The 15176-nt window shown below is 45.9% G+C and carries 12 protein-coding genes; 3 read left to right on the top strand and 9 right to left on the bottom strand.

Features of this window, described 5'->3' with window-relative positions; all coding sequences use genetic code 11:
• The first annotated feature begins 73 nt into the window (after positions 1–73).
• Entirely contained in the window at positions 74–823 is a 750-nt protein-coding gene (locus JUB15_RS02300) for a DeoR/GlpR family DNA-binding transcription regulator (RefSeq protein WP_207510700.1), read from the top strand.
• 247 nt (positions 824–1070) lie between these two features.
• On the opposite strand, the gene JUB15_RS02295 is transcribed toward JUB15_RS02300, so the two are convergent.
• Positions 1071–2234, bottom strand: coding sequence for an AIR synthase related protein (locus JUB15_RS02295; protein WP_207510699.1), 1164 nt, complete (start codon positions 2232–2234; stop codon positions 1071–1073).
• A gap of 225 nt (positions 2235–2459) precedes the next feature.
• Between JUB15_RS02295 and JUB15_RS02290 the strand changes: the two genes are divergently transcribed.
• Positions 2460–3440, top strand: a complete 981-nt coding sequence (locus JUB15_RS02290) for a bifunctional riboflavin kinase/FAD synthetase (protein WP_207510698.1) — start codon at positions 2460–2462, stop codon at positions 3438–3440.
• Between the two features lie 77 nt (positions 3441–3517).
• On the opposite strand, the gene holA is transcribed toward JUB15_RS02290, so the two are convergent.
• A complete protein-coding gene (holA, locus tag JUB15_RS02285) occupies positions 3518–4516 on the bottom strand; it encodes a DNA polymerase III subunit delta (protein WP_207510697.1) in 999 nt (332 codons plus the stop codon).
• 257 nt (positions 4517–4773) lie between these two features.
• Here holA and JUB15_RS02280 point away from each other — a divergent pair, with 257 nt between their 5' ends.
• Positions 4774–5751 carry a DUF8428 domain-containing protein gene (locus JUB15_RS02280; protein WP_207510696.1) on the top strand — a complete coding sequence of 326 codons (978 nt, stop codon included), beginning with the start codon at positions 4774–4776 and terminating at the stop codon, positions 5749–5751.
• Between the two features lie 135 nt (positions 5752–5886).
• Here JUB15_RS02280 and JUB15_RS02275 read toward each other — a convergent pair whose 3' ends face one another.
• The 7 genes from JUB15_RS02275 to JUB15_RS02245 form a co-directional block, all read right to left on the bottom strand.
• The gene (locus JUB15_RS02275) at positions 5887–9318 is read right to left on the bottom strand and encodes a DUF8818 domain-containing protein (RefSeq protein ID WP_242696164.1); all 3432 of its coding nucleotides are present in this window, start codon (positions 9316–9318) and stop codon (positions 5887–5889) included.
• A 265-nt stretch (positions 9319–9583) separates the two neighbouring features.
• Complete coding sequence (locus JUB15_RS02270) at positions 9584–10315, bottom strand: class I SAM-dependent methyltransferase (RefSeq protein WP_207510694.1); 732 nt, start codon at positions 10313–10315, stop codon at positions 9584–9586.
• Positions 10316–10449: 134 nt separating this feature from the next.
• On the bottom strand, positions 10450–12072 hold the full coding sequence (locus JUB15_RS02265; RefSeq protein WP_207510693.1) for an ABC-F family ATP-binding cassette domain-containing protein: 1623 nt from the start codon (positions 12070–12072) through the stop codon (positions 10450–10452).
• Between the two features lie 139 nt (positions 12073–12211).
• Complete coding sequence (locus JUB15_RS02260) at positions 12212–13624, bottom strand: hypothetical protein (RefSeq protein WP_207510692.1); 1413 nt, start codon at positions 13622–13624, stop codon at positions 12212–12214.
• Positions 13625–13877: 253 nt separating this feature from the next.
• Positions 13878–14045, bottom strand: coding sequence for a hypothetical protein (locus JUB15_RS02255; RefSeq protein ID WP_207510691.1), 168 nt, complete (start codon positions 14043–14045; stop codon positions 13878–13880).
• A gap of 5 nt (positions 14046–14050) precedes the next feature.
• Positions 14051–14413: a hypothetical protein gene (locus tag JUB15_RS02250; protein WP_207510690.1), complete on the bottom strand. Its 363-nt coding sequence runs from the start codon at positions 14411–14413 to the stop codon at positions 14051–14053.
• 42 nt (positions 14414–14455) lie between these two features.
• On the bottom strand, positions 14456–14938 hold the full coding sequence (locus tag JUB15_RS02245; RefSeq protein WP_207510689.1) for a VOC family protein: 483 nt from the start codon (positions 14936–14938) through the stop codon (positions 14456–14458).
• Positions 14939–15176 lie beyond the last annotated feature (238 nt).

Here is a 15176-nt window from a genome sequence, read left to right as displayed (position 1 = left end):
TTGCAAATTTTATACAGGATTTTCTATAGCTTTCCCATTTTAACCGTCACTGGAATTATACCCTTCAACGAACATGTTAAAGAAAGAACGACAAGCTTACATATTGCACCAGGTGAACCTGCACAATAAAGTAATGTCATCGAATCTCAGCAGGGATATGAATGTATCGGAAGACACGATCCGGCGCGACCTGCAGGAACTGGCCGAAGAGGGGAAGATCATTAAAGTACATGGCGGCGCGCTGTCACACTCTTTCAGCCAGGTGCATTATACCGGCTCGCATATTTATTCCCACGATCATAAAAAGACGATTGCGCGCAAAGCCGCGTCGTTGATACATGACGGCATGTTCGTGCTTACCACCGGGGGCACCACCATTATTGAAATGGCCAGGGCTTTACCGCCCCGGTTAAAAGCTACGTTCGTGTCTGGCAGCATACCGGCCATTCTTGAATATATGCAGCACCCGTCGGTTGATGTGATCGCTATTGGCGACAAGGTTTCCAAGAATTCGAAGATCACAACGGGCGGCGAGGCTATTACCCAGATCAAAAGGATACGGGCCGATCTGTGTTTTTTAGGCGTTAACGCCATCAGTCTGAAAGACGGCATTACCGATAGCGACTGGGATGTTGTTCAGTTGAAAAAAGCCATGATCGAATCTTCCCAAAAAGTGGTTTGCCTGAGCATTGCGGAAAAGATCAACAGCCTGCAGCCCATACACATCTGCGAGATCGGCAAAATTCATATGCTTATTACGGAGTTACCGCCGGAGGATCCGATATTAAAACCCTACCGGGATGCGGGTATACAAGTTATTTAGTTCAAAGTTCATTCACAGTTCACAGTTCAAAGTTCAAAGTTTAAAGTTTAAAGTTCATAGTTCACGAGTTATTCAGTTCCTGAGTTATTCAGTTCCTGAGTTATTGAGTTCCTGAGTTATTGAGTTGTTCAGTTATTGAGTTGTTCAGTTCATAAGTGTTTTTATTTTAGGGGTAGTCGCGAGGCTGAATACTGAACAACCATAAACTATAAACCATAAACCATAAACTCCAAACTAGTAAACCGTATCAATAAACTATTTCTTCTCCTGCCACCTTCAAGATCAGTTCTTTTTTATCACTTGCTTCTACGCGGCCTACGATCTGCGCTTCTATGCCGAGCTTTTTAGCGGCTTCCATGAATAACGGTGCAGAAGCGGCATCGGTAAACAGTTCCAGCCGATGGCCCATGTTGAACACCTGGTACATTTCGCGGTTGTTTGAGCCGGAGGCTTTTTGTATAAGCTGGAAGATGATGGGCGGCTCGAACAAATTATCTTTTACAACCCGGAAATTGCCGGGCAGGTATTTCATACATTTCGTTTGTCCGCCGCCGCTGCAATGAATAAGGCCGTGAATGGCCTCAAAATAATTATCAAAGAATACGTTCAGCAAAGGCGCATAGGTGCGGGTGGGCGATAACAGCAGTTTACCTACCTGGTGTTTGTCAGCGCCCACCGTATCTGTCATGCGATGGGGCCCGATATACACCACTTCATCGGCGAGGCTGTTCTCGTATGATTCTTTGAATGTTTCCGCGTAAAACTTGCTTAACACATCGTGACGGGCGCTGGTAAGCCCGTTGCTGCCAATGCCACTGTTGTATTCCGTTTCATACACGGTTTGTCCAAAACTGCTGAAGCCGACGATCACATCGCCGGCCTGGATCTTTTCGTTGGTCACCAGCCGGTTTTTGGGCCAGCGGGCCGTCATGGTGCCATTTACCGCAATGGTGCGCACCACATCGCCCACGTCGGCCGTTTCGCCGCCCAGGTAATGGATGTTCACGCCAAACTGTTTCAGCGAATCGAACAGCTCCTGGGTGCCATTGATCACGGTTTCCAGCACTTCGCCGGTCACCAGCTTTTTATTGCGGTCGATGGTTGAAGAAAATAACAGGTTATCAGTTATACCCACACATAGCAGGTCGTCGAGGTTCATCACTACTGCATCCTGTGCAATGCCTTTCCAAACCGACAGGTCACCGGTCTCTTTCCAGTATAAATAAGCCAGGATGCTTTTGGTTCCGGCGCCATCGGCATGCATTACATTCACCCAATCGGAGCTACCGGTCAGGTAATCAGGATATATTTTGCAGAAAGCATGGGGATACAATCCTTTATCCAGTTTTTCCGTAGCCTTGTGAACTTCCTCTTTCTGGGCAGAAACACCGCGTTGTGAATATAAACTCATTACTGATTTTGATTATCTTATGAATCGCCAAAGGTAAGACGGAAATTTCTGATTTCTGATTTCGGGATTTCGGGATTTGCTGATTTCACGAAATGCGAATCTCAAAATCTCGAAATCTTAAAATCTCGAAATCTCGAAATCTCAAAATCTCGAAATCCCGAAATCTCTAAATCAGGCCTCCGGCTTCCGACTTCCGATTTCAGATTGTATTTTCGCACCGCATTTATGAAAGTTTACTTTTCAACCGATACTATTCCCGCCTTTAACAGGGCTGTAGTCACCATAGGTACGTTCGATGGAGTGCATACCGGCCACAAGAGCATCCTGGAGCAATTGAAACGGGAGGCAGCGCGCATCGGCGGCGAAACGGTCATTATCACCTTCCATCCGCATCCGCGCAAAGTGATCGTTAGCGGCCAGCCGGGTATTCAGCTGATCAATACGATCGACGAAAAGATTGAACTGCTGCATAAAAACGGCATCGATCACCTGGTAGTAGTGCCCTTTACCGATGCTTTTTCGCAACAGAGCCCCGAAGCCTACATTGAACAGTTCCTGGTTGAAAAGTTCCATCCGCACACGGTTATCATCGGCTACGACCATCGTTTTGGCAAGGATCGACAGGGCGACTACAAATTACTGGAAAAATACAGCGACCGGCTTGGTTTCAAGCTAATGGAAATTCCGGCCCATGTGATCAATGACAATACCGTTAGCTCAACCCGTATCCGCGAAGCCATTTTACAGGGTAATACCGAACGAGCCAACACCTTGCTGGGATACGATTTCTTTTTTGAAGGCACAGTGGTCGACGGCAATAAGCTCGGCCGAACGCTGGGCTACCCCACTGCCAACCTGCGTGTTGAAAATGAAGAAAAGCTCATCCCCGGAAATGGGATTTACGCGGTGAAAGCCGAAATCAGAAATCCGGGGCCGGAAGCCGGAAGTCAGGCTTCAGACCTCAGACCTCAGACCTCAGACCTGCTTTCCGGCATGATGAGCATAGGCATAAGACCTACCATTGGCGGCACCGACCGGGTGATTGAAGTAAATATCTTTGATTTCAATGAAGATATTTATGGCAAAACATTACGTGTATATGTAAAACAATACCTGCGCCCCGAAGTTAAGTTCAACGGGCTTGAAGCTTTAGTTGAACAACTTGAGAAGGATAAAGAAGATACATTACGTGTACTTGGGCAGTAATTTGATAATGTGATGATGTGATGATGTGATAATGAAATACAGGCATTATCACATTTGCTAATTATCAGATCATCACATTAGTTTACCATCTTCACCACCATTTCCTTTAACAGCGAAGCATCGGATGATCCTGTATCATTTACACCAACACTGCGGAGGTTGTAATGATGTAACAGCAACAGCGCTTTTTCAACACCGTTATATCCATAATTACGCGCTACGAGTAAATAATCTTTGACGAACCAGGCATTCACACCGATGTTGGCGGCTATGGTCTTTTCATCCTTGGCCGTTTGTCCGAAAATCATATAGGTCTTACTGAACAGGTTGTATAGTGTAGGTAATACCAATTGTATGGGCGCTGCTTTCGGGTTAGCCTCAAAATATTGTATAATGCGCATGGCTTTGGGCAGGTCTTTGGCAGCCATGGCCGATTGTAATTCGAATGGGTTGTATTCTTTACTTACGCCAACATATTTTTCAATATCGTCTTCGGTGATGTTGGTCCTGGTACCCAGGTTCACCAGCATTTTATCTACCTCATTATCTATGCGGCTGAGGTCATTACCAATATGATCAACCAGTAACAACACTGCTTTTTGCGAGATAGTGTACCCCTTGCCTTTAACCAGTTCGTTCGTCCATTCGGGTAGCTGGCTATCGTACATTTTCTTGGTAGTAAACAACTCGGCCTTCGATTTAAGCAGCTTGGCGAGTTGTGTGCGGCCATCTACTTTCTTTTCTTTGTATGAAACTACAAAAACAGTTGATGATAAGGGTTGGGAAATATACGATTCCAGTTTGTCGATATCACGCATATGTTGCGCTTCCTTCAGTAAAACTACCTGCCGCTCGGCAAACATGGGATATCTTTTACAGGCGTTGATCACCTGGGTCCAGTCTGCATCCCTTCCATAGAACACCGTCAAATTAAAACCAGCCTCAGCCTCCGTTAAAATATTATGCTCGGCGTAATGCACAATTTTATCGATAAAATAGTCTTCTTCCCCTTCTAACCAGTAAACCGGTTTAAAGAGCTTTTTTTTCCAATCGGATATAATTTTTTCTGCAGACATGACTGTAATCGTGGTTTAAACTTTGCAATATTACCACAAAAAAAGCGGTGACATATAATGAATTATACACAACTGTAACACAATACAATACTACGTTTCATCGTTTTTCCCCGACCTGTGGAATGGGTAAATGTCAAATTCTGGCATGGTTTTGGTCAAACCCTTATGCGAAACCCAATCACTAAGTATAACTAACCCGTTAATACTCGAATACTGAACCCGATTTTATAACCTTTCAAAATAAACATACACTTATTATGAGTACAACCAATTATCCATCCGCTAGTCCACAAGGCACACCCCCAAAACGCGATTCAAAGAACCTGATCATCGGTTTGCTGGCCGTAGGTATTCTTGGAACTTGGGGATACTTTTTATGGGACAAAAACAAATCTGATCAAAAGATCACACAACTGCAAACACAATACGTGGCAGTAGATTCATCTAAGAATGAATTACAAAAAAGCTTCGATGCTGCTTTAACCCGCCTGGATTCATTAACCGGTTACAACAATGAACTGGAAGGTAAAGTGAATGACAAAACCAGCGAAATTCAAAAGCTGAAAGGTCAGATCGGAAGCATCCTGAAAAAACAACGTCTGTCTGAAAGCGAAAAGAAGAAAGCCCAGTCTTTAATCGGTGAGCTGAATGACAAGATCGCTAACCTTGAAGCTGAAGTTGCCCGTTTAACTCAGGAAAATCAAACCCTGACTACCGAAAAAACGCAGTTAACAGCTGACAAAGAAAAACTCACAACTGACCTGCAAACTACTACTCAACAAAAAGATGAGTTAGCTGCAAAAGTTGATGTAGCTTCTACACTGAACGCAACTAACATCTCTGTTACACCGGTTAACGAGAAAAAAGGTGGCAAAGAATCAGAAACAACCTCTGCAAAGAAAGTTGACAAACTGGTAATTGCCATGGACGTTAGTAACCGTATCGCCCAAACAGGTTCTACTGATGTTTATGTTTGCATCACTGGTCCTGATGGCCAGCCAGTAGCTGTTGAAGCTTTAGGTTCTGGTAAATTCACTACTCGTGAAGAAGGTGAAAAATTATTCACTGCTAAAGTTCCTGTGGATTTCGAACAAGGCAAAAACAAACACGTTGAATTTGCCTGGAAACAAAACAGCCCTTTCAAACAAGGTAACTACAAGATCGAAGTATACCACAATGGTTTCAAGATCGGCGAAGCTACCCGTTCACTGAAGAAAGGCGGCATCTTCGGATAATCTTTCACTATACTATATTCGAAAAGGGACTGACCGAAAAGGTTGGTCCCTTTTTCTTTTTAGATTGCCTGATGTTGTGAGTGGGTCAATGGTGAATGGTCAATGGTCAATGGTCAATGGTGAGTGCCTTCCGCCTTATAAGAGCGCCCGGATAGAAGCCCGTCCGATATGAACAATACGGGAAGTACCAGGTTTACGCCCCTCATACTGCATGCTGAACTCAAGATTGTTCGAAAGACGTTTGGTAAGATCGAGCGTCCATAAAAAGTTCTTGCCCGGCATTAATCCTTCCAGAATGATATAGCCAGATGAAGAGTTTACATTAGGCACACTATCGAGCGAAGAGAAGCTTATACCGGTGTAAGTGAATTTCGCCATTATGGATGTGTTCTGCAATATGTTATACTTCACATCGGTGTTCAGCGAATTCGCTATTGATCTTTCCTGGCTGCCCTGGGTATTTTCTTTATCGCTGTACTTATAACCTACCCCCATCCTGAAATTGGTTCCCTTCGTAAAAGTGAGCCGGGGTTCTGCCGAATACTGGTTGATCCTGTAATTGCGGTTATCGAATTTCGGATTGGAAGAAATGAGCTGGTTGATGCCTGTGCGGCCCGCCATCTCGATGGCAAACATCCTGGTGATATTCAAGCGGCCGCGCACCGTCCAGTCATCGAGTTTATGACTTTCGTACCCGTACGTAAGCAATGATTTCGATTCATTACGGGCATTGGTCACATCGAACCCCCATTTTGTACTGAAGCGGTTAAAGGAAAATGTATTTACCAGATTGGAAGTAAGGGTGATCAGGGAAGTATCATTCAACGGCGACCTGAACGGATTGAACTGAACGATCTTATCGGCCACTTCTTTTTTGCTGATCTGTAACGAGGATTGCAGGTTCACCCTCGAAATGAACTTACGCAGGTTCTTAGCCTTCGCTACATCGATCACGGCGCGGGGATTAAGATTAATGCTATAGTTGAACGTATTGTAATTGGCCTTCACGTATACATTGGTAGGCGTAAAGATGCGAATGAACTTGGCCTGGTCCTGGAACAGGGCCACTTCAAATTCATTCAACTGCTGAATGCGGTCATTGTTGTAATCGATCCAGGTAAACTCCCCCTGCCCTGCCGGCACTTCGAGGTAAGAATAATCTCTTTTTTGCTCCTGCCCCGCTCCTACTTCATACAGCAGGTTGCCGCTCAGTAAGCCTTTTAAAATATTCACCTGGTATTCAGCCCGGCCCAACAGACTTTCTTCCGGTAGCTGCCGGTTCAGGGTGCTGTCGAGGATCTGCAGCTTGCGGTAGGTACTGGTAAACCGTACCTGGTGGCGGGGATCTTTCGCCAGTTCACCACTTACTGTTACGTTCTGACTTTTGTCGGCCTTTACCAAAGCTGTTCCCTGGGGATAAGAATTGGTTCGGGTGAACCAGTTAATACCCCAGCGGTTGGGTATGTTCTGGTCTGACTTCAAAAAGGCCGAGGTCTGGCTGAAGGAAAAACTTTGTATAGCCATGCTATCGGTGAACTTATTGCGAATGGCATTATGTTCCACCGCATAGGCACCGCCAATCGTGTAATTTTTCAGCTTCTTGAACTGCCGGGAGATGTTTATGGTCGGCCGCCAGAAATACCCTTTATCATTGGTAGCATCTATATTCGACAGCGTCAACTGGTTATTCAGCTGCCATTGCCGGATACTTTGAATATGGGTAACGCTATGGCGGAAACCGGTAAAACTGGTTCCGCGGTTGTATTCTGTGAACTGATACCGCAGCGAGTTATTTTTTGCGTCCGATACCTGCAAACCGGCTGTTACAATATTTTCATGTTCGGGTACATTCAACAGCAAGGGGAGCCCCCAATCGCGGGTAAATTCAATATTCCGTAACCGTTCCAGCGGCTTAAAGCGGGCATCTACATATTCATACCCAAGATCAGTCGTCAGCTTCAGGCCCTTTTTAGATCTGTTAAAAGGAAGGACATTTTTAAAATCTACTTTGGCCGCATAGCCGCGATCATCGGCTTTGTCAAGATCCGAAAACGTATTTACATTATAATTACTCATGGCCACCTCGGTGTTCAATACAGTATTCTTCCCAATATTATACTCCACCCCCAGGTTGGCTACCTGTTGTTTTTTTGGCGTTACCAGGAAGACAGCCGGTTCAAAAGAACCCTGCGGTACGCCGCCAACAGGTTCAATCCAGCGATATACTTTACCATTGGCCCCGTTGAGATCAGGAACGTAATTGCCGTTATTAACGCCCACGTCGATAAACGACAGGGAATACAGCGCTTCGTCGGGATTGGTTGAATACACAAAGATGGAATCACGGGCTCCGCCATTATATACTGTATCGATCTTTTTGTACAGGATGGCGCCGGTTGAAAAGGTATCGAGGGTTGAATAGGGATAATAAGCCCTGCTTATACTATCACCGAGGTTGCGCAAAAATGTTTTTTGATCGGCATCGAGGCTTTGATTGATGGGCGAGCTTTTAGCATCAGCATTACTGAAATATCCCAGCCGCAGTTTTACTTTCCGGTTGAAATCGGTTTCGTTGGTAATGTAAATATTCGAGTTCAGGTAATTGCGGTCGGCATATTCAAACTCCACCACAATGCGTTTGTCTTTGGTGACCATCTGCCGGGGCGTAAAGGAAATTTCCGCCGTATTGTAATTGATCACATAATCGCGGTCTTCGCCCCGCTGCATCAACACCCCATCGATATATACCCTTTCGGTATTGGCCAGCACCACAAAGTAAAATTCATTATTGGCGCCCTGTAAGCGATAAGGTCCCTGGTTGCCTTCCTGCGGCGTCAATATATTACGGGTGAATTTACCCTTGGCAATGGAACCGCTGAGCAGGGTTTTGTTGGATATGCTGTCGGTAATGGCTGTGGTTGTTTCGAAGGCAATACCCTGCAGGCGTTTATAAAAGTTGAGGAAATAGCTTTGCTGCTGCTGGCGGATATCAATATCGCCCAGGCTTAGCTGCCAGGTCTTTTTTTTGAACTGTAAAAAGATGCGGTCAAATTCGTTTAATTGCTGGGTAGTACCATCTGGCTGAATGGGTATATTGTTATCGGTAATGGCGGCCACGATCTCGATGCTATCTGCCAGGTAACCGCTTAACTGTAGGTTCAGGTTGCTGCTAAATACGGCATCCTGGCTGTTGCCAAAGGAAATGCCCCGGCCAAAGCTGCCGTTATAATTAATGTTACCGAAATTGAAAAAGTTATCGCCTGCCCCAACGCCTACATAATTGGGGGCAAAAGGCGCACCCATGAAATTATTCATGATGCTGTCGTACTGCATGCGATTAACCACGGCGTTCAGACGCGTTCTGAATACGCGGTAACGAACAAGAATACTATCCAGGGCGGGTAGCTGCTTCCAGGTGAGGCGGGCGTTTACAAAGTCAATGTCGTACAAGCTGTCGGGAATACCCGCTACAGAAACGGTACCGGGAACAATACTGAAGGTATCGAGCTGTACGACCTGTTGTTGGGCAGGAACCATTTTTTTGCGCAGGTTAGAGCCAGACGCCATGGGGCGCGGAGTTTGGGCAGCGGCCAGCAGCCAGCCTACGGAAAAACAAAAGCACAGTATCAGGTACTTCCCGATCAACAACCTTTAGTTTGATTTTTATGCGTCTTTTCAAAAGAGGATACTTACGGCATCTTCTGAAAAGAAGTTGGTTTGGGTAGCCCCGCTGATCTTCACTTTACAGTAAGCGATATCAGTCATACAGGTAAATAGCGCTTAAAGTTAGCATTTATTGCATGAAATGACAGTTTATGCACCTGTAACAGGCTTAAACCGACGATTTTACGGAGGAATGACGCAATACGTAATTTGACCGCGATCGCTGCAGGGTGAGCCCCATCACTTTTTCGCAGGACAGCTCCTGGCGTTTGGCCATGTCGCGGATAGCCTGTTCCGAAACGTGGAGCAGCTTATTCTGTTTCGAGATGGTACGGTAATCGGAAAACAACAGGTACGAGATAAAACCGACAAAAGCCCCTATTCTACCCTTTCTGATACAATGCAGGAAAAGGGAAAATGCATCTTTGATGGAAGAAGTGTTCTCATCAAGCACATCGGCTATGATCATGGTGCCCTGCGGCTGCAGAAAGCGGCTAAGCAAACGGATGATCTCTTCAAGGTCCTTTTCGTGTGGCAGGTACTGTACGATGCTGAGGACGAGGATATAATCGAACTTCCGGCGCTGCAACTGTTCTTCCAGGATCTTTTTATTGGTGGCCACATCGGTTGTAATAAGGAAGAATAAAGCGCCGGGATGGTTGCTGCGGCACTGTTGTATAAAAAATTCGTTGATATCGGCGCCGGTTATCTGAATATGTTTACCGGCCAGGGCATCGGCCACAAAGCCGGGTCCACATCCATAGTCGAAGATCTGGTCGGTTGGTTGTAGCTGGTATTTTTTTTCCAATTGGGTTACAAAATAGCCGGTAGCCATTTTCATAACCGCGTAAAACGATTGCCGTTGATCTTTCCAGAAATTATCCCAGCCTTTTGTGCTCATGGTTGAACGTTGATAGGTGTCTGATCCTGCTGTGAAGCCAAGGGTGATAAAGATAAATATTTATTGCTACTGCCAAATAAAAACCCCGCCCTGGTAAAACCTAGGACGGGGCTAACATATCACCTATTATCGAGTTATGCCAATTGTAATTTGTTGGCCTGCTTTTTTTCAAGGTATTCGTCAAAGCTCATCAGCTTATCGATGGCGCCGTTCGGTGTTAGCTCGATGATGCGGTTGGCTACCGTTTGCATGAAGGTATGGTCATGCGAAGAAAGCAGGACGATGCCGGTAAAGTTGGTCATGCTTTCGTTGAACGACTGAATGGACTCCAGGTCGAGGTGGTTGGTAGGCTCATCGAGGATCACCACATTGGGGTCCTGCAACATCATACGGCTCACCATACAACGTACTTTTTCACCTCCGCTCAATACACCTGTTTTCTTCATGATCTCATCGCCGGTAAACAGCATTTTACCAAGGAAACCACGCAGGAAAGGCTCATCTACATCAGTAACATGCGGCGGCACGTATTGACGCAGCCAGTCCATCAGGTTCAGGTTGCCCTGTTCTGCAAAATATTTTGAGTTATCGTTGGGCAGGTAGGCTTTTGTTACGGTGCCACCCCATTCATATTTACCGCTGTCGGCAGCCATTTCGCCATTGATGATCTCGAAGAAAGCGGTGATGGCCAGATGGTCATCGGCTACGATGGCAATTTTATCGCCTTTATTTACGGTAAAGCTGACGTTGGCGAAAAGGGTTTTCCCTTCAACCGACTTCGATAATTTTTCAACGTTCAGGATCTGGTTACCCACTTCGCGCTGTTGCTTGAAGATGATACCCGGATATTTTCTGTTGGAAGGCGTAATGTCCTCAATAACGAGTTTTTCCAGGGCTTTCTTCCGTGAAGTAGCCTGTTTCGATTTGGAGGCATTGGCGCTGAAGCGGGCGATAAATTCCATAAGGTCTTTCCGCTTCTCTTCCATTTTCTTGTTCTTATCGCTCAGCTGGCGGGCAGCCAGCTGGCTACTTTCGTACCAGAAGGTATAGTTACCGGTGTAGATCTTGATCTTTTGACGGTCAACGTCGGCCACATGGGTACATACGGAATCCAGGAAGTGACGGTCGTGCGACACAACGATCACGATGTTCTCGTAGTCGGCCAGGAAGTTTTCCAGCCAGGAAATGGTCACCACGTCGAGGTTGTTGGTAGGCTCGTCGAGGATCAGGATATCGGGATTGCCGAACAATGCCTGTGCCAGCAGCACCCGCACTTTCATAGCCCCGCTGATATCTTTCATCAACAAAGAGTGAACATCTTCCTTAACGCCCAGCTCGCTCAGCAAGGTAGCGGCATCACTTTCAGCGGTATAACCGCCCATTTCGCCAAACTCGCCTTCCAGTTCACCGGCGCGAATACCGTCTTCTTCGGTAAAATCGGCTTTGGCATAAATGGCATCGCGTTCGTGCATCACTTTCCACAGCTTACTATGCCCCATCAATACCGTATTCAGTACAGTACACTCATCAAATTCAAAATGGTTCTGCTTTAACACAGCCATACGTTCGCCGGGCGTTATGTCAACACTTCCCTTGTTAGGTTCAATTTCTCCCGATAAAATCTTCAAAAAAGTAGATTTCCCGGCTCCATTGGCGCCAATAACGCCATAGCAATTGCCTTTACTGAAGGAAAGGTTTACTTCATCGAATAATACCCGTTTTCCGAACGATAGGGTCACATTATTCACTGTTATCATACTTGCGCAAAAATTTTGAAGCGGCAAAGGTACGAATCAAAGGGCAATGGGCAAATTAGCAAATGGGCAAATGGGAAAATGGGCAAATTAAATACACCTCGGCGGCGGCAACCATGGCGGATCTTCCAGCGTCAGGGCATCATTGTGCGAATGTATTCATAACGTCCTCTACGTCAACCAGTAAGATCGTTTTATCGAGTTTCTCGCCCGAGCGGGTGTAGGCTTCTTTACTGCCCCATTGCTTTACCACCAGCCGGGCGGCCTGCTGCCTGCTGCCGGTTTGTTCATAAACCAGCTGTTTAACCAGGGGCTCAGGCGTCCAGTCGAAGTGGCTGGAGGCCACGCCAAATTCGTCCATCGACCTGTACACACGGTATTTGTCAGCTATATAGGTTTCCGATGGCCTGATAAAATGAATGGTCTGAATATCCTTGTGGTAATGCTGCCGGATATACTTCTTAAGGGCCGCCGTTTCATCGACCTGGGGCCGCACAAATGCCTCGCTGAAATTATAGCGGGCGCAGAAAATGAAGAACAACAGGGCGGCTACTCCTATTGCCTGCAGTAGCCGTTTGTTCTTTATGAAATACAATACCATTTCAAGGCAAACGATGAACACACACATATTCAGCGCCATGAGCGTTCTGTTGGAGGCAAAACTTTCCTTGATCAGCAGGGCCGGTAAATAGGAAAGCACCCAAACACCTCCTATTACAACCAGGTATTTAACGGCCTGTAACCGTTTGTCGCGGCCGAACCGTACGAAAGCCAGCACCGCCAGTATTACCAGCATCAGGGCATAATACACCTTTGAAACGGAACTATCCTCATGGGTCAACAGCGTAAAGCGGAAGCTTCTTTCCAAAGGCCGTGCCAGGAAGAACGACATTTTTTCGATGGGGTGTATATACAGGGAATTCCGCGGGTCGGGTACAATATTTTCGAAAAAATGAAAGCTCAGTTTATAGACTATAAAGTACACGGCATTCACTAAAAAGTAAACCAGCATGCCTGTCATCAGCGCCCGGTCTTTTCGATGGTTCATGGGATTTATAAAGTGCAGCAACACCGGCAGCAGGAAACAGGCCCATGATCCCTGGTACAGAAAAAGAGCAGGGATGCCTAAAAGCAGAGGCAAAAAAACTGCCCTGAAGGCCATTCGTAATTTACCGTCGCCGGAACGGATACTTTGCATAACAAGCGAGCCTGCGAGTAAACTCGCAGTGGCTGAAATAAAGAACTGCAAACAGGTGGCCCATTGTACCGCTACTATAAAGGGCAGGCTGGTGATAAGGTATAAACAGGTAAAGAACGGCAGGTATTCATAGCGGGCTACATTGGCCACTTCGCGTTTAATGACAACATACCATATAGGCAAACACAGCAACCAGCCAAACAGGGAGATCAGCCGCATGTAGATGACCTCGTGTATGGTATCGATCATATTGAATAACCACCGTTGCAGCACTTCCGTTAAATACCGCCCTTCATCTATGAACATATAAAATCCGGGGACGGCTCTATACCCCCAAAGCTGAAAAGCTTCATCCATGAAAATATAATCACTGTAAAAAAGAGGCAGGAAAATAAACAAAGCGCAAAGCCATAAAAATCCCAATAGGTAGAAGTCTTTTCGTTGCATATATGGCAGCCCTATGGCAATAAAAGCCCATTGATTAAATGCAGCATTTAACCAAAGCGCTTTCTGGTTTACAAAATTGATTCCTTATTAAAACCAGAAAACGGCGATAACCCCTATGTCAGGATACATTTCTTTCTGGGCAGGCAGGAAAACCAATGATTCGTTATTCACCTACCAAAGCAGTTGGCGCCGGGCTGGGGTCGCGTATATCAAACAGCTTTGCTTTATCCCTGATCTTCAGGTACCAGATAGCGCCCGATAATAATCCGGCGGTGTTGCCGATCGACAGTTCCATACAGGTAGCCCATTGAATGGTAACGGCAAAGGGCAAACTGGTTACCAGATACAGGCAGGTAAAGAAAGGCAGGTATTCATAACCTGGTCCATCGCTACGATTCGTTTCATGGTAACATACCAAACCGGTATACAGGCAAGCCATAACAGCAGGGCCCAGATCCTGATATAGGTAATTCCTTTAACGGAATCGATAGCCGCATAAGCCTGTGACAGGATCAGCTCGGGGATCCACCGGCCCTGGGAGCCATACATTTCGAAACCGCTGCCGGGCCTGTAGTTCCACAGCTGAATGACCTCGTCGGTATATATATATTCTGCAAAACAAACGGGATAAAAGATAAGAATGACTACCAGGAATAAAAGGGCCAGGAAGTAAACATCTTTCCGTTGAATGCCGGTCATAAGGTTAAAGTATTACAGGATGGTTTACATTAGGTACCATGTTCAGAGGAGGCTTAACAGCTCATTCGTATTGAGGGCTTCGGTCACCATTTGCAGGTTACCTTCGGCATCAAAAGGCCATAACTCGCGGGGCCTGTCGAAATACAGCTCAACACCATTGCCGTCGGGATCGTTTAAATAAATGGCTTCCGATACTCCGTGATCGGCGGTACCGGTTAAAGGATAATTGGCATCGATCAGGCGTTTCAATACTACTGCCAGGTCGCGCCGTGTGGGATATAATATAGCCGTATGGAACAAGCCGCAGGCGCGTTGCGGCGCCGGAGGCGCATTCTTACTGTACCAGGTATTCAACCCGATGTGGTGATGATAACCACCGGCTGAAATAAATACGGCCTGCGTGCCATAACGTTGCATGATCTCAAAACCCAGCAACCCCTGGTAAAACGCAAGCGCTTTGTCCAGGTCGGACACTTTCAGGTGTACATGGCCGATACGTGTTCCGGATGGTACAGTGTAGTCCATAATTGGCGGTTAATTTAAGGAATATAGTTATATAAGTTGACGAGTTCACTAGTTAACGAGTAACTGATCAAATAAATAACAAGGTAGTTAAATAAGCTGAAGAGTTGACAAGTTGACTAGTTAACGAGTAACCGATCAACTAAATAACAAGGTATGACAAAAAAATAAGGTTGATAAGTTGAAGCGTCAATAGTCCTATTAACCTTTCAACTTGTCAACCTTATGTATATTCAACTAA

The sequence above is a fragment of the Longitalea luteola genome (assembly GCF_017356035.1).
In the GTDB taxonomy this organism is placed as follows: domain Bacteria; phylum Bacteroidota; class Bacteroidia; order Chitinophagales; family Chitinophagaceae; genus Niastella; species Niastella luteola.
Note: the sequence above shows the minus strand (reverse complement) of the source record. Positions and strands in the feature narration are given on the sequence as shown.